The following is an 18,467-nucleotide window of genomic DNA, read 5'->3' on the forward strand; positions in this document are numbered from 1 at the left end:
GTGAAGCGATGAAAGAAAGTTTTAATGTATATGGAATGACTTGCGCTGCCTGCCAGGCCAATGTGACGAAAGCCGTGGCCAAGCTGGACGGCGTCAAGGATGTGGATGTGTCCTTGTTGGGCAACTCCATGAAGGTAGATTACGACGAACAGAAAGTCGATGCGAAGACGATCTGTGATGCGGTTGACCGGATCGGTTATACGGCAGAGCAGAAACAAGCACCCAAAAGTGAAACCAATTCACTGAAAAAAGAATGGGCCGATCGGCAGGCACGGGTCGAAAGGGATCGTAAAGCTGCCTGGGATCGGTTGATCAGCTCGGTGATCCTGATGATCCCGCTGATGTATGTGGCGATGGGTGAAATGCTCCATCTGCCGTTACCGGCGATCTTATCGGGAGAACAAAACCATCTGATCAATGCGCTGACCCAGTTGATCTTAGCTGCGATCATCATGGTGATCCAGAAGCATTTTTATATCGACGGCTTCAAAGGTCTGCTCAAACGGGCGCCGAACATGGATTCGTTGGTTGCGCTGGGTTCCGGAGCTTCCTTTGTCTATGCGCTGGCGATGACCTATATCATGGCTTACGGCTATGGGCATGGTCAGATGACGCTGGTCCATCATGCGGCGCATTCGCTCTATTTTGATTCGGCCGCAATGATCGTGACCCTGGTTTCGATCGGCAAATATCTGGAATCGAAATCCAAAGCGAAGACGGGCGATGCGTTAAGCAAGCTGATGGATCTGACCCCGAAAAATGCGATCGTGATCCGCGACGGACAGGAAGTCCAGGTCGCGCAGGATCAGGTCCGGGTCGGTGATATTGTCGTCATGAAACCTGGGCAGCGCGTACCAGTGGACGGCACCGTGCTGGAAGGCACGGGTTATCTGGATCAGAGTGCCATCACCGGTGAAAGTATTCCAGTCGAAAAGACGGCTGGTGATGAGGTGTTGTCGGCAACCATCAATGAGAATGGTACATTCCGTTTTAAAGCGGAAAAAGTCGGTGATGACACGACCTTGTCGCAGATCATCCGTCTGGTCGATGAAGCCGGCACGTCCAAGGCGCCGATCGCCCGGACAGCCGATAAAGTGGCAGCCGTATTTGTGCCGATCGTAATTGGTCTGGCGCTGGCAACCTTTGCGGGCTGGATGATCGTCGGCGGAGATTTCCGGACCGCGTTGAACAATGCGATCAGCGTTCTGGTCATTTCTTGTCCGTGTGCGCTGGGATTGGCGACGCCGATGGCGATCATGGTCGGCACCGAGAAAGCAGCACAGTTTGGAATTCTGCTGAAGAATGCCGAAAGTCTGGAGAATTTGCATAATATCCAGACGATCGTATTGGACAAGACCGGTACGATCACATCTGGTAAACCATCCGTGCAGGATGTCGTGAATTTTACGGACCAAAGCGATGCGGACTTCCTGGAGCTGGCGGCTGCCATTGAACAAGGGTCCAACCACCCGCTGGCCGAGGCGATCACCGCGGCAGCGAATGGGGATCTGGCACAAGCCGATGCATTTGAAAATATCAGCGGCAAAGGTGTCAAAGCCGTGATCGGACAAAAGACCTATTATGCGGGCAACCGGAAACTGATGGATCAGGTCGGTATCGCGATCCCGGAAAAGGCGGAAACCGCCCTGAACGATTTAGCTGAACAGGGCAAGACACCGATGTTGTTTGCGGATGAAAAGCAGGTATTGGGCATCATCGCGGTGGCCGATACGGTACGGCAGACTTCTGCCGCGGCGATCGCTGCTTTCCGGCAGCAGGGCATTCATACTGTCATGTTGACGGGAGACAATGCTAAGACGGCGCGGGCGATGGCAGACCGCGTGGGCATCGATGAAGTGATCAGCGATGTGCTGCCGGCGGACAAGGAAGCGAAGATCCGCAGTCTGCAGGAAAAAGGACAATTTACTGCGATGGTCGGTGACGGCATCAACGATGCACCGGCACTGGTACGTGCGGATATCGGTATTGCGATCGGACAGGGCACCGATATTGCGATGGATTCTGCAGATGTGGTCTTGATGAAAAACGATCTGACCGATGTGAATACCGCGATCGATCTGAGCCGGGCGGTCATCCGCAATGTGCATCAGAACTTGTTCTGGGCACTGATCTACAATGTGATCGGCATCCCATTGGCGATGGGCGTTCTGACGCCGCTGACAGGCTGGACATTATCACCGATGTATGGTGCGGCTGCCATGTCGCTTTCCAGCATCATCGTCTGCACCAATGCATGGCGTCTGCGTTTCTTCCAGTCTAAATATGCATCGACCGGATCAAAGCAGGAAGCAAAGCCGTCCGATCACAAACAATCAGAAGTTTCATCACCTGCTGTGAAAGAGGAGCCGGTCGTGAAAGAGAAGCTCTTGTTGGATGTGCAGGGAATGATGTGCAATCATTGTGTGGCTTCGGTAACGTATGCGCTGCGTCATGTAAAAGGCGTGATCGATGCGGATGTCAAGCTGGATCCTCATTCGGCTTTGGTTTCCACCGACGGCACGGTGACGCACGCAGCACTGGAACAAGCAGTAGAAAATGCCGGCTATCAAGTGGTTTCCATTACCTCGGATCAGCCGGTCAAAAAGGAGGATACAAGAATGAAGAAACAAATGGATGTAGACGGTATGATGTGCGAACATTGTCAGGCACATGTCACGAAAGCACTGTCGGATGTACCAGGTGTCAGTGATGTACAGGTCAGCCTGGAAAAGAAGAACGCGACATTCAATGCAGAGGACAGCGTAACAGATGAGATGCTGAAAAAAGCTGTCACGGATGCTGGATATCAGCCGGGAAATATCCGAAATTGTTGACGAACGTCTCATAATTCGGTAAACTAATTGTGAGAGAGAAAATATATGTCAATATATACGGAAACAGGGGCCGCAAGGTTCCTGTTTTTGTTTGGGAGATGGAAAAATGCGGAAACGGATCAAAATATATTTTAACGCGATCGACGGCTTGTTATGGTATCAGGCGCTGCTGGCAGGGATCCTGGCCGGGATCGGTTTTCTGGTACGGCAGCTGATCAATTTTTTGCTGCGCTCATCAGGTCATGTGGCTTTGACTTCAGGAGATTATCGGTTTTTATTTACCACTTGGCAAGGCTGGCTTCTGCTGGCGGTAGGTTTAGGTGTGCTCGTGCTTTATGAGATCATCGACACCAATGTGAAGATCGTTTATTGTGATGATTTGATCCATCGGCGGACCAAGAGCTTCCGGCAGACATTTTTACAGGCGATGAAAGCTTCGCGGCCGCTGTTTTCCCGGCGCGGGGTCTGGACGATTTTCTATATGAGCCTGCTGGTGCCGTTATGCGGCATCGGCCTGACCGTGCCGGCAACGCGCAATCTGACGATCCCGGATTTTATCACATCGTATATTTACAGCCGGCCGCTGTTGTTTATAGGTTATGGAGCGGCGGTTGCGGCCGCTGCGATCCTCTGTATCCGCAATCTTTTTGTTTTTCATGAAATCATCTTAGAAGGCAAACCGGTCGATGAGGCTTTGGATGCCGCTAAAACTTTGATGCGGCGTAACTGGAAAAACTTTTTAGGACATATCATTTTATTTACACTGGTTCTGGTCGGCATTGTGACAGTGCTGACATTAGCCTTGTCAGGCGGTTCCTATGCATTGATCCAATCACTGCATTTATCAACGGAGATGACACGGTTCTGGACCATTTTCACGACCTTGTTTACGGCCATTGTGGGCAGTATCTTATCATTGGCCATGCTGCCGCTGGAGATCCTGGAAGTAACGATTCTGTATGAGCGCTATCGGGATGAAGCAGTTTATACCTTGCCGGAACAGCCGGCCCATGTCAGGCGCAGGGTGCTTGTGATCACGATCTGCCTGGCGGTCTGCACCGCCGGATCGACCGTGATGACCATGTCGTTCGACCGATTCTTTCCGGCGGCCAGTTCGGTTGGTGTGATCGCGCATCGAACAGGCGGAAAACTGGCGTTTGAAAACAGTGCGGCCGGCATCAAAGCGGCTGCGCGTCAAGGTGCTGTCGGCAGTGAGACCGATGTACAGCGGACCAAAGACGGCGCCTATATCATCAATCATGACAATACGTTTAAGCGTTTGTATGGGGATGACCGCAAGCCCTCGGAAATGACGCTGGCAGAAATCAAACAGCTGCATGATGCGGACGGTCATACCGTGCCGACATTGGCAGAATTGCTGAAAACATCCAAAGGGAAGGTTAAATTGTATATTGAGCTGAAAGGAGAAACAGCGGACCGCCGGATGGCAGATGACGTAGTAAAAATGATCCGCAAGTACCATATGGAAAAGCAGACTGCTGTGATCAGTTTGAAATACGATGTGGTGTCTTATACCGAAAAGAAGTATCCAGATATTGAAACAGGTTATCTGTATTTTGCCGCCGTGGGACGGGATGAGGATCTGCAGGTCGATGATTTGATCATCGAAGAGGAGATGGCTTCCAATGCGACGATCGAACGGATCCATGAGGCAGGAAAAAAGGCCATCGTCTGGACGGTCAACGACGAAGAAATGATGTATAACATCCTGCTTTCGGATGCGGATGATCTGATCACCGATGAGGTAAAACAAGCCGTCCGACAGAAAAAAGCCATTCAGAACCGCAATTATTATGAACGGATCTGGGATCAGATGCTTGATTTCTAAATAGAAAAAAGCGCAGAGAATATCCTGCGCTACATTGCTGCTTTGATGGCGGTCAATAAATCATCGAATTCATCATATGCCGGAATGTCCGGATTGTCCTTGCGGATCTGATCGGTGGTTTTGAATAAGAAACCGGCCTTGCTGGCTTTGATCATATCCAAGTCGTTGTAGCTGTCGCCGGCGGCAATGGTTTCAAAGCCGATCGACTGTAGCGCTTTGACGGTGGATAATTTGGAATTATCGATGCGCATTTTGATGTCGGCGATCGTGCCGTCTTCGTTGATCTGCAGTGAGTTGCAGAATAAGGTCGGATAGCCGAGCTTTTTCATCAGCGGCATCGCAAATTCGGTGAAAGTATCGCTGATGATGATGACCTGTGTCATTGTGCGCAGCTCGTCCAGGAAGGCTTTGGCTCCTGGCAGCGGATCGATCGTCGCAATTGTTTCTTGGATTTCTTTCAGGCCGAGGCCATGTTCTTTTAAGACTTCCAGACGCCAGTGCATGAGTTTTTCGTAGTCCGGTTCATCGCGGGTGGTGCGGGTCAATTCCGGAATGCCGCTGGCTTTGGAAAAGGCGATCCAGATTTCCGGAACAAGGACGCCTTCCATATCTAAACATACAATATCCATTTGGGATCCTCCTGTTGAATACACACAGTATACCATAGAAACGAATGCAGACGAATGTTTGGTTATACAGCGAATAGATCGAAGTGATGAATAAAAACCGTGAGATCAGCAGACCTCACGGTTTTCTATTCCATATACAATACAATTTTTCCTTCTTTTCGGGTCTTGGGTACATCGATGATGCGCTGATTTTCTGATCCGCGGAAAGCGAGTACCAGATTCTTCTGCTCTTCAATGAAAGGACCGTCCACCAGGACATCCAGATACGACAGGAATTCATCGGTAACTTCACAGTGCTTGCGCTGGCCGGGCATCAGATCTTTATCCAGGACAAATCCCGTGAAGCACCAGATATTTTTCTGTGGATACTGGGTTTTGATCTTGCGGCAGAGATTGACCAGTTCACGTTGGTTTTCCGGTTCAAACGGTTCACCGCCTAAAATGGTCAGGCCTTCGATGTAGTCGTGTTCCAAAAAATCGAGAATTTCTTTTTCCGTATCTGCCGTGTATGGCTGTCCGTAATGAAAATCCCAGGTCTGCGGCTGAAAGCAGCCCTTGCAGTGGTTGGTGCAGCCAGAAACGAATAAAGTAATGCGTACACCTTCGCCGTTGGCGATATCATATTTTTTAATATTTCCGTAATACATGATGATTCTCCTTTTGAATAAAAAACCAGGAGTGAGGAATTCACTCCTGATCAAATTTAAACAGTCTTGGCTGTTTCTGGGGGCAATTCTATATACACTCTGTCAAGTCTATACACATCTTTAGTCCACCCATTGTGGCTCATCAAATTCCAACTACAGTATAGCACAAGTTGAAGGTTCAACCAATCTTTTTTGCATTTTTTCGGCTTTTCGTTTGAAGACCTATTTTTCTTGTGAATGAAATAGATTGATATGGATAAAAAGTGCGGGCTATTTTCCGTTTTGTTGTTTAAACAACATAAAGATCGACAAAATGATTGTATGGTTAAGGCATAAAGCTGCAGAACGTGCATGTGCTTTATGGGAAAGGATGAAGAAAATGAATCATACAATGTTTTGCTATCAGTGTCAGGAAACCGCGAAAGGAACCGGCTGCACTTTAGCCGGCGTATGCGGAAAGAATGCTCAGACTGCGAGAATGCAGGATTTATTGATTTACGTAACAAAAGGGTTATCCGTTGTCACTACGCGTCTTCGTGCAGAAGGGAAAGCGGTAGATAAGAATGTCAATCATTTAGTGACTGTGAATCTTTTTACGACCATTACCAATGCCAACTTTGATTTCGATGCAATTTGCGCCAGAATCGAAGAAACGCTATCGGTCAAGGAAGATTTGATTGAACAACTGACCAATCGTACTGATCTTCCGGATGCAGCGCTTTGGAACGGAACAAAAGCGGAATTTGAAGCAAAATCTGCATCCGATGAGGTCGGAGTATTAGCCACGAAAAATGAAGACGTTCGCTCTCTTCGAGAATTGATCACATACGGATTGAAAGGCTTGGCGGCCTATACGAAACATGCCAATGCCCTTCTTCAGGAGAACGAAGAGATTGATGCGTTCCTTCAGAAAGCCCTGGCTAAGACGCTGGATGACCGCTTGACGGTAGATGATCTTGTTGCATTGACGTTGGAGACCGGGAAATACGGCGTTGAAGGAATGGCACTTTTAGATGCGGCGAATACTGGTGCGTATGGGAATCCAGAAATGACAACGGTTGATATCGGAGTTAGAAAAAATCCAGGCATCCTTGTATCTGGTCATGACCTGAAAGATCTTGAGCAGCTGCTGGAACAGACAGCAGGAACAGGCGTAGACGTATACACGCATTCAGAAATGCTTCCGGCTCATTATTATCCGGCATTTAAAAAATATCCGCATTTTGCGGGCAATTATGGAAATGCATGGTGGAAACAGCGAGAAGAGTTTGAAACATTCAACGGCCCGATTTTAATGACCACAAATTGTGTTGTGCCGCCGGCTGAAAGTTATAAAGAAAGACTTTGGACAACTGGTGCTGCCGGTTTCCCTGGATGCAGGCATATTGAGGGAAAGTATGGCGAAGTGAAGGATTTTTCAGCGATCATCGAACAGGCGAAACAGTGCCCGGCGCCGCAGGAAATTGAAACGGGAAGTATTGTCGGCGGTTTTGCACATGAGCAGGTATTTGCGCTTGCGGATCAGATCGTGGATGCCGTTCGATCTGGTGCGATCAGAAAGTTCGTGGTCATGGCTGGCTGCGACGGCCGAATGAGGACGAGAAACTATTATCGTGAGTTTGCAGAAAAACTTCCGAAGGATGTTGTGATCCTTACAGCCGGATGTGCAAAGTATAAATATAACAAGCTGGATCTAGGCGATATTGGAGGGATCCCTCGTGTGCTTGATGCCGGACAGTGCAACGATTCTTATTCTTTGGCGCTGATTGCCTTGAAACTGAAGGAAATTTTCGGAGCAGAAGACATCAATGATTTACCGATCGTCTATAATATTGCCTGGTATGAACAGAAAGCCGTGATCGTGCTTTTGGCGCTGCTTTCTCTTGGTGTAAAGAATATTCATCTTGGACCGACTCTGCCGGCATTCCTTTCACCGAATGTAACAAATGTCCTTGTAAATAATTTTGGCATTGCCGGCATTGGTACAGCGGACGAAGACTTAAAGCTATTCTTTGGAGAAAATAATTAAAATGCATGAAATAAAAATTGTTCGGGTTTATGAACTGAAACCAGATATGGAAGGATATCGTATCTTGATTGATAAAATTTGGCCAAGAGGTCTCCGGAAGGAGGCTCTTGAGCCGTTTGAATGGGCAAAAAGTATTACCCCTACAGATAAACTTAGAAAATGGTTCGGACATGATCCGGATCGTTTTGAGGAATTTACCCGAAAATATCAGAAAGAATTGACAGAGAATCCATTTGCGGAGGAATTTGTAAAAAGAGTCAGGGACATTCTGGATGAACAGGATGTACTGCTGCTGTATGCCGCAAAAAATGAGCATGTAAATCACGCACTTGTTTTGAAAGAGTGGCTGGAAGAAAAGCTTAGATAATATTGATCTAAGCTTTTTATCTGCCATAAAAAAATAACTTACCTTTTGGGGGAAAAGGTAAGTTATTCTCTATTGTTTATAGGTGCAGCACGCGCTCTTTGATTTCCTGCGTACGTCCTTGGTTCCAGAACTGGGTACCGATGTATCCGCAGGTCCGGCGGGCTACATTCATCTTCTCCTGATCGGTGTTGCCACAGTTCGGGCATTTCCAGATCAGTTTGTGGTTCTTGTCTTCCACAATTTCGATCTCACCATCGTAACCGCATACCTGGCAGTAATCGCTCTTGGTATTCAGCTCGGCGTACATGATGTTGTTGTAGATGTGCTTCATGACGGCCAATACGGCTTCGATGTTGTTCTTCATATCCGGCACTTCGACATAACTGATGGCGCCGCCCGGAGACAGCTTCTGGAATTCAGATTCCAGTGTCAGTTTATCGAATGCGTTGATTTCTTCCGTAACGTGAACATGATAGCTGTTCGTGATGTAGTTCTTATCTGTTACGCCCGGGATGATTCCGAAACGATCCTGCAGACATTTAGCGAACTTGTACGTCGTCGATTCCATCGGCGTACCGTACAGACTGAAGGAGATGTTCGTCTCTTCACGCCATTTTGCGCAGGCATCGTTCAGATACTGCATGACTTTCAGGCCGAATTCCTTGCCGACCGGGTCGGTGTGGGAATGACCGGTCATATAGCGGACGCATTCGCATAAGCCGGCATAGCCAAGGGAAATCGTTGAATAATTGTCGTACAGCAATTTATCGATCGGCTCACCTTTTTCCAGACGGGCCAGGGCACCGTTCTGCCATAAGATCGGTGCGACATCCGACGGCGTTCCCAGCAGACGGTTGTGACGGATCATTAGTGCACGGTAGCACAGATCCAGACGCTCGTCCATGATCTTCCAGAATTCATTCATGTCCTGCTTTGAGCTGCAGGCCACGTCGACCAGGTTCAGCGTCACAACACCTTGATTGAAACGTCCGTAATATTTATGGTTGACCGGATCCGGTGTCAGGAAGGAACGGCAGCCCATGCACGGATACACGTCGCCGCCTTTTAATTCTTTCATGATCTTTTCGGAAATATAATCCGGCACCATACGCTTAGCGGTGCACTTTGCCGCTAAACGAGTCAAGTAGTAGTACTTACTATCTTCGTGAATGTTATCTTCTTCCAGGCAGTAGATCAATTTCGGGAATGCCGGCGTAATATAAACGCCTTTTTCATTCTTCACACCGCGGATGCGCTGCTTCAGCATTTCTTCGATGATCAAAGCCAAGTCATCGCGTGTCTGTCCTTCCGGAACTTCATCCAGATACATGAAGACGGTTACGAACGGCGCCTGACCGTTAGTTGTCATCAGTGTGATGACCTGATACTGAATCGTCTGCACACCTTTTTCGATCTCGCGGCGGACACGCATCTCCGCTACCTGATTGATCTTTTGTTCATCATACGGAATACCGGAATCCTGGAATTCCTGACGGACCGCGCTGCGCTCTTTCTGGCGGCTGACTTCGACAAACGGTGCTAAGTGAGACAACGTGATGCTCTGGCCGCCGTATTGGCTGGAAGCAACCTGTGCAATGATCTGCGTTGCGACGTTGCAGGCGGTTGAAAAACTGTGCGGTTTTTCGATCATCGTTTCGGAGATGACCGTACCATTTTGTAACATGTCTTCCAAATTGACCAGGCAGCAGTTATGCATATGCTGAGCGAAATAATCGGCGTCATGGAAATGGATGATGCCTTTTTCGTGGGCTTCCGAAATATCCTGCGGCAGCAGGAAACGTTTCGTGATGTCCTTGGATACTTCGCCGGCCATGTAATCACGCTGCACACTGTTGACCAACGGGTTCTTGTTTGAGTTTTCCTGTTTCACTTCTTCGTTCTGACGCTCCAGCAGGCTCATGATCTGCTTATCGGTCGAATTGGCCTTGCGGACCAAAGCACGCTCATATCGATAGGTGATATAATTGTGGGCAACCGAATAGTATCCTTTTTCCATGATGCCGGTTTCCACCATATCCTGGATCTCTTCGACATTGGCACTGCGCTTCAGATCTTTGCATTGAGCGGCAACCGATTCAGAAATCTCCTGAATGTCTTTTTCGCTCATCGGCGAGTGCGCCGTTGCTTTGTTTGCTTTGCGGATCGCATTGGCAATCTTATCAATGTTGAAATTGACTTCTTCACCGCTTCGTTTGATTACGTTCATATTGTACCTTCCTTCCTAAAAATAAAACGGTATTTTGAAATTAGTTGAGGGTTCAACTAATTCAGCTTGCGTACTTTTAGTATACTGATAAAATTTTTTAAATCAACCCTTGAATTTCTATGCCAATTTGCTTTTGCTTTATATAAAATGGAAAACGCAAAATATTTTTTTATTGGATCTCTGTACGGGCATAAATGACCCGCCCGATGATCTGCACCGGCAGTGTTTCAACTTCCTCCGCTGTGAAAATTTTTGTCTCTACATCGGGATTGGCGGCCTCCAATAATAAAAATTTCTGTTTTTTGATGACTCGCTTGACGGAGACTTCTTCATGTCCGATCAAAACGACCGCGATCGTACCGCTGGGCACGTCGCTGCATGCTTCCACATACAATAAGTCACCATCATGGATCTTCGCATTGATCATCGAGTTGCCGGTCACGCGTAAGAAGTAATCTCCTTTCTTGTAATCTTCTTCGCTGACCGACAAATAGCCTTCCAGATTTTCTTCGGCCAATAAACCATAGCCGGCCTTGACCACGCCCAATAATGGTTTTTCAAACGCAAACTCTGACATCCGCGTCAGTTCATCCAGATCCAGATGCATCAGGTCTGAGAGCTTTTCCAGCGTATCCGGTGAAACTTTCTTGGTCTGACCGCTGCACCAGCGTGAAACCGTTGATTTGGTCACGCCGATCTGACGGGCGATGTCTTCATTGGTAATGTTGTTCTGTCTTTTGTACTCCTGCAGGATTTGTTGGATGTTCATACTTCTATTATACACAAAATATGGAACAAATACAGATGAAAATAAAAAAGTTGCATAAAAGTTGCATAAATGGTTGAAAAAATGCATCGCTGTTTCTATAATGAAAGCATGAAACGAGTCATAGTTCATTCGGATATCAATCATGCATATGCGCAGATCGAAGAGATGAAGAATCCAGCTTACCGGAAAGTACCGATGGCCGTAGGCGGCAGTGAAGAAAAGCGCAACGGCATCATCCTGGCCAAAAATGACCTGGCCAAGCGTTATCACATTCAGACCGGCGAATCACTGCGGGAAGCCCGTGCGAAATGTCCGGATCTGCTGATCGTACATCCGCATTATGAAGAGTATATTTACTATACGGAGAAGATCAAGGACATTTACCGGCAGTATACCGACCGGGTGGAATCATTTGGATTGGATGAAGCATGGATGGATCTGACCCATTCCCAACGCCTGTTTGGTGACGGGGTGCATCTGGCCAGCCGCATCCAGGAAGAGGTGTACCGCAAGACAGGCATGACCGTTTCCATGGGCGTTTCATTCAATAAAGTCTTTGCGAAACTGGGGTCGGATATGAAAAAGAAGAAAGGCTATATCCTGATCGACGAAGAAAACTTCCGGGATGTGGTCTGGCCGCGGCCGGTCGGTGATCTGTTGATGGTCGGTCATCGGACGGAGGCCAAGCTGCATCAGATGGGCATCCTGACCATCGGAGATCTGGCCCGGGCGGACGGCACGCTGCTGGTCCGCCGGTTCGGTAAGATCGGCGGGATGCTGTATCAGTTTGCCAATGGTTTGGATCACAGCGAAGTCAAGCCGGTGGGCTATCAGCGGGAGATCAAGTCGGTCGGCAACGGCAAGACCGTGGTGCGGGATATCGAAAACCGCGAGCAGCTGTATGAAGTGTTCCGGGTCATTGCGGAATCCGTGGCGGCCCGGCTGCGCGATATTCATTCGAAAGGATCGGTGGTCTCGGTGTACATGCGCGATACGGGGCTATGTTATATCGGCTTTCAGCAGCGGCTCAGCCAGCCGACCGATCTGGCCGATGAGATCCTGCATACGGCGATGTTTTTGGCCCGCAAGGATCCGCGCTTCGATGTACGCTACCGCAGCGTCGGGATCCGGGTCTCAGATCTGACCAAGCTTGCTTATGACCAGCCGGATTTGTTCAGCGATCCCCGGCGGCGGGAAAAAGAACGTCGGGCCGAAGCGGTCATCGAAGAGATCCGCGGCCGTTATGGCTATCACAGCTGCGGCATGGCATCGGTGCAGCTGGATTCGGATCTGACGGATTTTGATCCGAAAGGGACCCACACCATTCATCCGGTCGGATTCCTGGATGGGAGCATTTCATTATGATGTACAAATACTATATTGATGTGGTGACGCTGGTCGGCAAGGAGGGCCAGCTGCAGCCGCTGTTCGTGCGCTGGCAGGAAAAAACCTATAAGATCGATCAGGTGCTGGCCAAGCAGGAAAAGTTTTCGCCGGCCGGCGGCTGCGGCGTATGCTACAAATGCCGGTTCGGCAGTCAGATCCGCAACCTTTATTGGGAAAAAGACCGCTGGTTTCTGGAAAGTGAGGTCAAAGTATCCGATATTTGACATAATTCAGGCCGAATCTCACATATTTTCACATGGAAATATGATAAAAGTTTGAATACTTTCTTATAGATTATAGATGAACCTAGAACAGGTTCAGACAATTTCTCTCTCCCAAGCATATGAATAAAACAAAAGGCAGTGCTTACCCCACTGCCTTTTGTGTTCTGAACGAATGTGTTAGAATAAGGATACCATGGAATATAGTGTGATATTGTTGGCGGCCGGACGCGGCGAACGGACGCATCTCGAATATAACAAGGTTTTTTATACCTTGAACAACGGCAAGACCGTTTTAGATACCGGATTGGATGTTTTTCTAAATGATCCGGACTGCCGCCAGGTGGTGCTGGTTTGTTCAGCTTATGACTGGAAAGCCATCACCAAGAAATACAGTAAAAATGAACGGATCGTTCTATGCCAAGGCGGTGCGACCCGCCAGGAAAGCGTAGACAAGGGCCTGCAGAAAGTGACGTATCCATATGTGTTCATTCACGATGCGGCCCGCCCATATATTCAGTTTAAAGAGATCAAAGCGCTGAAGCAGACCTTGGAAACCGAGGATGCTTGTCTGCTTATGGTGCCGAGCGCCGATACGATCAAGATCGTGGAAGACGGTTATGTCAAGACCACGCCGATTCGTTCGTCGTGTTATTGTGCGCAGACACCGCAATGTTTTAAGACCGAATTGATCAAACGCTGTTCGGCGCAGGCGCAGCAGGACGGGTTTTCGGCAACCGATGATGCCCAAGTCGTCGAACAGTACAGTGATGTGCCGATCAAAGTGGTGATCGGCGATATCACGAATCTGAAGATCACATTGCCGATCGATCTGGTTTAGGAGGGCGCTTATGAACTATACGGTGTTGGTGCGGATCGATGAACAGGATCCATTTGATTTATCCGCCTTTGATGAAGATGAACGCTGTGTGCAGATCGTTGCGGTCGGTACGGATGAACAAATTGTCCGACGGGCAGCCCATCCGCGCGGTAAAACGGTGTACGTGGTGGCTAAAGGGAATGCTCATGAGAATCTGCTGAACGGCCTGAAGGCGGTCACGCAGGAAAATACCATTGTCTGCCGCAACAGGCAGACAGATCGTGCCTCGATCGACCGTCTGCTGGAGGCGCTGAGCCAGTATCCGGCCATTGACGGCGGGGCATGCCGGGCATTTGATACACGGCTGTTGATGTTCTGTCTGCAAAGCGCAATGGAGAAACACGAAAAATTTGAAAATTACGGGGATGTCGTTGCCTTGTACGACACACCGATGCAGCCGATTTCCGGATAGCTGGATTTCGGCTTTTTTTCATATCCGCAATGGAGTAAAATGGAACTATGGATTTAAAGGTAAAGAAATATACAAATATCAAGACCGGTTTGAAAAAAGCCGACGTGGCCAAGAATAAAACCAACGAGGTCGAAACCAAGAACAGCCGGTCCTATAAACAGATCGTGCACGACAACGTATTCACGCTGTTCAACTTGATCAACCTGATCCTAGGCCTGATGGTCTTTGTGACCGGCTCCTATCGGAACATGCTTTTCGTGCTGCTGGTGCTGATCAATATGATCATCGGTATCATTCAGGAAATCCGTTCCAAGAATGTGCTGGATGAACTGGCTTTATTGAATGTAAAGAAGGCCAAAGTATTACGTGATTCACGTATTGAAGAAATTCCGGCCGAGGAAATCGTGGAAAACGATGTGCTTATCGTTGAACCAGGCGATCAGATGAGCGTCGATGCGGTGGTGCTGGACGGCCATGTAGAATGCAACGAATCCATCTTGACCGGTGAATCCGATGCGATTGAAAAAACATTCGGCGATACGCTGATGTCGGGCAGTTTCATCGTTTCCGGCAAGGCCAAGGCTCAAGCGGTCCGGGTCGGCGATGATACGTATTCGTATTCGATCATGAACCAAGCCAAGCGGGAAAAACGTTATCCGAGCGAACTGCGTGACAGCATTCAGACCATCATCCGGTTCAGTACGATCATTTTGATCCCGTCCGGTCTGGTGCTTTTATATAAAGAATTGTTCATCGAGCATTTATTGTGGCAGGAAGCGTTCCTGTCAACGGTCGCTGCCGTGATCGGTATGATCCCGGAAGGCTTGGTACTGCTGACCAGTACGGCATTGGCCATCGGCTCGATCAAGCTGGCACAGAAAAAGGTACTGATCCAGGAATTGTACTGCATTGAAACACTGGCCCGGGTCGATACATTGTGTCTGGATAAAACCGGTACGATCACCGAAGGAAAAATGAAAGTGATGCATATCGAATGTCTCGATGATATTACGGAATCCGAGGTCAAGGATATTCTGGCTGAGGTCTATACCGCGCTTGATGACAACAATGCGACGGCGCAGGCGATCCGTGAATTTGCGGGCCAACGCGAAGCCGCTGTATCTCATACGATCCCATTTTCCAGTGACCGCAAAGCCAGCGGCGTTGAATTCGCGGACGGCAATTGTTTCATTACCGGTGCGTATTCCTTTGTGCAGCAGAACACGGATCCGCAGATCCAGGCAAAGATCGACAGCTATGCGGAACAAGGGATGCGCGTGATCGTGCTGGCTCATGCTTCGCATCTTTCCGATACGTTAAAAGGAAACCACCGTATTTTAGCGCTGATTTGTATCCAGGACGTACTGCGGGAAGACATCAAAGAAACGCTGGACTATTTTGAAGACCAAGGTGTCGATATCAAGATCATTTCCGGTGATGATCCGCTGACTGTTACCGCGCTGGCAAAAAAAGCCGGCGTGCGGGGCCGTCCGGTGGATATGAGCAAGGTCAAGGACATCCCCAAGGCCGTGGAGCGTTATTCGATCTTCGGCCGGGTGACGCCGGAACAGAAAAAAGAAATGGTGCTGGCATTAAAAGAACAAGGACATACCGTAGCGATGACCGGAGATGGTGTCAACGATGTCATGGCACTGAAGGAAGCAGACTGCTCGATCGCGATGGGAACCGGTTCGCAGGCAGCCAAGGCCATTTCATCCGTCGTGCTGCTGAACGATCAATTTGATGCCCTGCCTTCGGTCTTACGCGAAGGCCGCATCGTCATCAACAACATTCAGCGTTCGGCTTCTTTGTTTCTGGTCAAAACGTTGTTCTCTCTGGGCCTGACCTTGATCACGATCTTCTGGCTGTCAGCTTATCCGTTCAAACCGATCCAGCTGTCGTTGGTTTCCGGTCTGGGCACCGGTATTCCGGGCTTCGTGCTGGCACTGGAGCCAAACGAAGAACGAGTTCACGGACACTTCCTGCGTCATGTCTTCGGCCGCGCCATTCCAGGGGCAGCCAGCGTGATCCTGTCCGTCGTGATTTGTTATCAGTTTAAAGGCCTGCTGGGCATGAGCTCGGCACAGCTTTCGACGATCTGCACGATCGTGGCCACATGGAATTCACTGTGCGTTCTGTATACGGTCTGCGAACCAATGACGCGGATCCGGAACTGGCTGATGACAGCGATGCTGCTGGCGTCGATCATCGGCATGCTCGGCTTCCACGACTTGTTGTATTTGACCGGACTGAGCGTTTGGCAGACGGTCTATCTGGTCTGCAACATGGCATTGATCCCGGATTTCCTGATCATTGTCAAACATGTTGTGGATAAGACAATTTTAAGAGATGAGGCGCAATATGTATCTGTATAATGTGCAGAAACTGGACCATCGCCAGATCTATGCGGATTTTTTTGAAGAAACGACCAAAGAGCGAGGCTCGATCCGCATGGAACTGGGAGCGAATAAAGTCATGGAACTCACGTGCAATACCGTGCGGGGCCGCTTTTCGGATAAATTCGATGCCGTCATGATCCAGCTGATCAAGATCGGCACGTCATCGGATTATAAGAAAAATAAATTCAAAGAGAAATACATCGTGCGTTAAGGCTTCAAATGAAGCCTTTTTGTTTGGGAATAGAAAGAAGATCATATGATTTTTAACAATCAAATAGGAATGAAAAATATTAATTAATATACAATATTTTAATAAAAATATTGATTCTAAATTCGAGTTCAATGAAATGATTCATAAACGTTATAATAAGTGATATAATTCTGAATGGTAGAGAGGGAGGGGGTGAAACAGTGAAAAGCACAATGAAGAGAGTTTCATTGTATGCATTCTTCTTTGTTTGTTTATTTGCCGGATTCTGTTTTGTGCAGACAAATGCTTATGCATCAACGAACGAAACGACAGAAGGTATAGCATGTGATGTTAACTGTGATACAGAGGAACCGCCGCTGACCGATGAAAATCCGCCGGAAGACTTAGAACAACCAATTCTGATCCATAAGATCGATGAAAATGGAAATCAAATTAAAGATGCAGAATTGGAATTGACCGATCAAGATGGAAATTCAACAGAGATCGTTACCACAGACGATGCAACGGTCGTGAATTTACCGGATGGTGAATACACGTTGCATGAGAAAAATGCACCGGATGGTTATCAAAAATCCGATGATGTTTCATTTCAAGTAAAACCAGTACCGGATCCGCGGACAACGGATGAAAATTTAAAAACATTTAATAAGGGTGCTGGAATAAATAGCCGGATCGGCGCTATATCAGACGGCGAAGCTGCCGGTGTATGGATCGATACAGAAGGCTATGGTGCTATTGTTTATCAATTAGAGATGTATTATCAGCCATCTGAAGAAGCCGGCGAAACGACTTATACGATTTCGTATATGACAAAAAACAACCGTAATGCATATTATGGCGGTGACAATATGGTTGCTGACCCAGAAACAATCGACAGACGCATCGCCTATTTATTGAATTATGGTTATAAAGGAACACCATTTTCTGGTATGAGCCATGCAGAATCGTATGTGGCTACTCAGATAGCAATCTGGGCAATTTTTCAAGAAATGCCAAGAGAAGCGATACTTAATTTTACTGACGATGAAATTCAAACTGCTCTGAATATTATATATCCACCAACGAGTGATGGGCAGCCGCTCATTCCTGATTTGACGGTAAATACGTCAAGTATCAGAATTAAAATGAGCGAATTATATAACGATGCTTTGACCAAGGCAGATCAAGCGAAATATCGCCATTACGTGGTATATTCTTCCTCAATCAGAGGCATGACTTTTTATGGAGAAGGATTCACAGATTATATTTCTTTGGGATTCGTCACACCAGGACATGTCTTTATGTTAGACTTGCCGGAAGAAACAACAGATACAGAAAAAACAAACACAACGACAACAGAAACAACAAATGATCAAGGTGTATATGTACAAGCTGCACAGACAAGCAGAACAGGCGGTGTAAACACAGCAGCCTCAACACAGACAGCTATTTATTTTATGGGTGCCATAGTTGTAATCGGAGCCGCAATTATGATGAAAAAAGCAACAGAGTAATAAACGAACAAAATACGTTGTGTAGGAAAGAACATCGAAAAAGATGTTCTTTTTTTATGATTTTTGAGAATCAAAAATCATAATATGATATAAAATTATAAAACAAAAGCAAGT

The 18,467-nt window shown here is 47.8% G+C and carries 15 protein-coding genes; 11 read left to right on the top strand and 4 right to left on the bottom strand.

Features of this window, described 5'->3' with window-relative positions; all coding sequences use genetic code 11:
* Positions 1 to 8 precede the first annotated feature (8 nt).
* Positions 9 to 2,834: a heavy metal translocating P-type ATPase gene (locus HNQ47_RS02635; protein ID WP_183327273.1), complete on the top strand. Its 2,826-nt coding sequence runs from the start codon at positions 9 to 11 to the stop codon at positions 2,832 to 2,834.
* A gap of 106 nt (positions 2,835 to 2,940) precedes the next feature.
* Positions 2,941 to 4,683, top strand: coding sequence for a glycerophosphodiester phosphodiesterase family protein (locus HNQ47_RS02640; RefSeq protein WP_183327275.1), 1,743 nt, complete (start codon positions 2,941 to 2,943; stop codon positions 4,681 to 4,683).
* A 29-nt stretch (positions 4,684 to 4,712) separates the two neighbouring features.
* On the opposite strand, the gene thrH is transcribed toward HNQ47_RS02640, so the two are convergent.
* Complete coding sequence (gene thrH, locus HNQ47_RS02645; RefSeq protein ID WP_183327276.1) at positions 4,713 to 5,312, bottom strand: bifunctional phosphoserine phosphatase/homoserine phosphotransferase ThrH; 600 nt, start codon at positions 5,310 to 5,312, stop codon at positions 4,713 to 4,715.
* Between the two features lie 125 nt (positions 5,313 to 5,437).
* On the bottom strand, positions 5,438 to 5,959 hold the full coding sequence (nrdG, locus tag HNQ47_RS02650) for an anaerobic ribonucleoside-triphosphate reductase activating protein (RefSeq protein ID WP_183327278.1): 522 nt from the start codon (positions 5,957 to 5,959) through the stop codon (positions 5,438 to 5,440).
* Between the two features lie 379 nt (positions 5,960 to 6,338).
* Between nrdG and hcp the strand changes: the two genes are divergently transcribed.
* Together hcp and HNQ47_RS02660 are read left to right on the top strand one after the other, a co-directional pair.
* Positions 6,339 to 7,988 (top strand): hydroxylamine reductase, encoded by a 1,650-nt coding sequence (gene hcp, locus HNQ47_RS02655; RefSeq protein ID WP_183327281.1) that lies wholly within the window; start codon positions 6,339 to 6,341, stop codon positions 7,986 to 7,988.
* A gap of 1 nt (position 7,989) precedes the next feature.
* Positions 7,990 to 8,355 (top strand): DUF488 domain-containing protein, encoded by a 366-nt coding sequence (locus HNQ47_RS02660; RefSeq protein ID WP_183327283.1) that lies wholly within the window; start codon positions 7,990 to 7,992, stop codon positions 8,353 to 8,355.
* A gap of 76 nt (positions 8,356 to 8,431) precedes the next feature.
* On the opposite strand, the gene nrdD is transcribed toward HNQ47_RS02660, so the two are convergent.
* Together nrdD and HNQ47_RS02670 are read right to left on the bottom strand one after the other, a co-directional pair.
* Complete coding sequence (nrdD, locus tag HNQ47_RS02665; RefSeq protein ID WP_183327284.1) at positions 8,432 to 10,582, bottom strand: anaerobic ribonucleoside-triphosphate reductase; 2,151 nt, start codon at positions 10,580 to 10,582, stop codon at positions 8,432 to 8,434.
* 169 nt (positions 10,583 to 10,751) lie between these two features.
* Positions 10,752 to 11,351, bottom strand: a complete 600-nt coding sequence (locus HNQ47_RS02670) for a LexA family protein (protein ID WP_183327286.1) — start codon at positions 11,349 to 11,351, stop codon at positions 10,752 to 10,754.
* A gap of 108 nt (positions 11,352 to 11,459) precedes the next feature.
* On the opposite strand from HNQ47_RS02670, the gene HNQ47_RS02675 reads away from it, so the two are divergent.
* The 7 genes from HNQ47_RS02675 to HNQ47_RS02705 all read left to right on the top strand — a co-directional run bounded on the left by HNQ47_RS02675 (position 11,460) and on the right by HNQ47_RS02705 (position 18,353).
* Positions 11,460 to 12,716: a DNA polymerase Y family protein gene (locus HNQ47_RS02675; protein ID WP_183327288.1), complete on the top strand. Its 1,257-nt coding sequence runs from the start codon at positions 11,460 to 11,462 to the stop codon at positions 12,714 to 12,716.
* Positions 12,713 to 12,961 carry a hypothetical protein gene (locus HNQ47_RS02680; RefSeq protein ID WP_183327290.1) on the top strand — a complete coding sequence of 83 codons (249 nt, stop codon included), beginning with the start codon at positions 12,713 to 12,715 and terminating at the stop codon, positions 12,959 to 12,961. The genes HNQ47_RS02675 and HNQ47_RS02680 overlap by 4 nt, the downstream gene beginning before the upstream one ends.
* 193 nt (positions 12,962 to 13,154) lie before the next feature.
* Positions 13,155 to 13,799 carry a 2-C-methyl-D-erythritol 4-phosphate cytidylyltransferase gene (ispD, locus tag HNQ47_RS02685; protein ID WP_183327292.1) on the top strand — a complete coding sequence of 215 codons (645 nt, stop codon included), beginning with the start codon at positions 13,155 to 13,157 and terminating at the stop codon, positions 13,797 to 13,799.
* A 10-nt stretch (positions 13,800 to 13,809) separates the two neighbouring features.
* On the top strand, positions 13,810 to 14,250 hold the full coding sequence (locus tag HNQ47_RS02690; RefSeq protein ID WP_183327294.1) for a bifunctional 2-C-methyl-D-erythritol 4-phosphate cytidylyltransferase IspD/2-C-methyl-D-erythritol 2,4-cyclodiphosphate synthase: 441 nt from the start codon (positions 13,810 to 13,812) through the stop codon (positions 14,248 to 14,250).
* A 47-nt stretch (positions 14,251 to 14,297) separates the two neighbouring features.
* The gene (locus tag HNQ47_RS02695; RefSeq protein WP_183327296.1) at positions 14,298 to 16,625 is read left to right on the top strand and encodes an HAD-IC family P-type ATPase; all 2,328 of its coding nucleotides are present in this window, start codon (positions 14,298 to 14,300) and stop codon (positions 16,623 to 16,625) included.
* Positions 16,612 to 16,860, top strand: a complete 249-nt coding sequence (locus HNQ47_RS02700; RefSeq protein ID WP_183327298.1) for a hypothetical protein — start codon at positions 16,612 to 16,614, stop codon at positions 16,858 to 16,860. Before HNQ47_RS02695 ends, HNQ47_RS02700 begins: the two co-directional genes overlap by 14 nt.
* 200 nt (positions 16,861 to 17,060) lie before the next feature.
* On the top strand, positions 17,061 to 18,353 hold the full coding sequence (locus HNQ47_RS02705; RefSeq protein WP_183327300.1) for a SpaA isopeptide-forming pilin-related protein: 1,293 nt from the start codon (positions 17,061 to 17,063) through the stop codon (positions 18,351 to 18,353).
* Positions 18,354 to 18,467: the final 114 nt, after the last annotated feature.

This window comes from Catenisphaera adipataccumulans, from assembly GCF_014202755.1.
Lineage (GTDB): Bacteria > Bacillota_I > Bacilli_A > Erysipelotrichales > Erysipelotrichaceae > Catenisphaera > Catenisphaera adipataccumulans.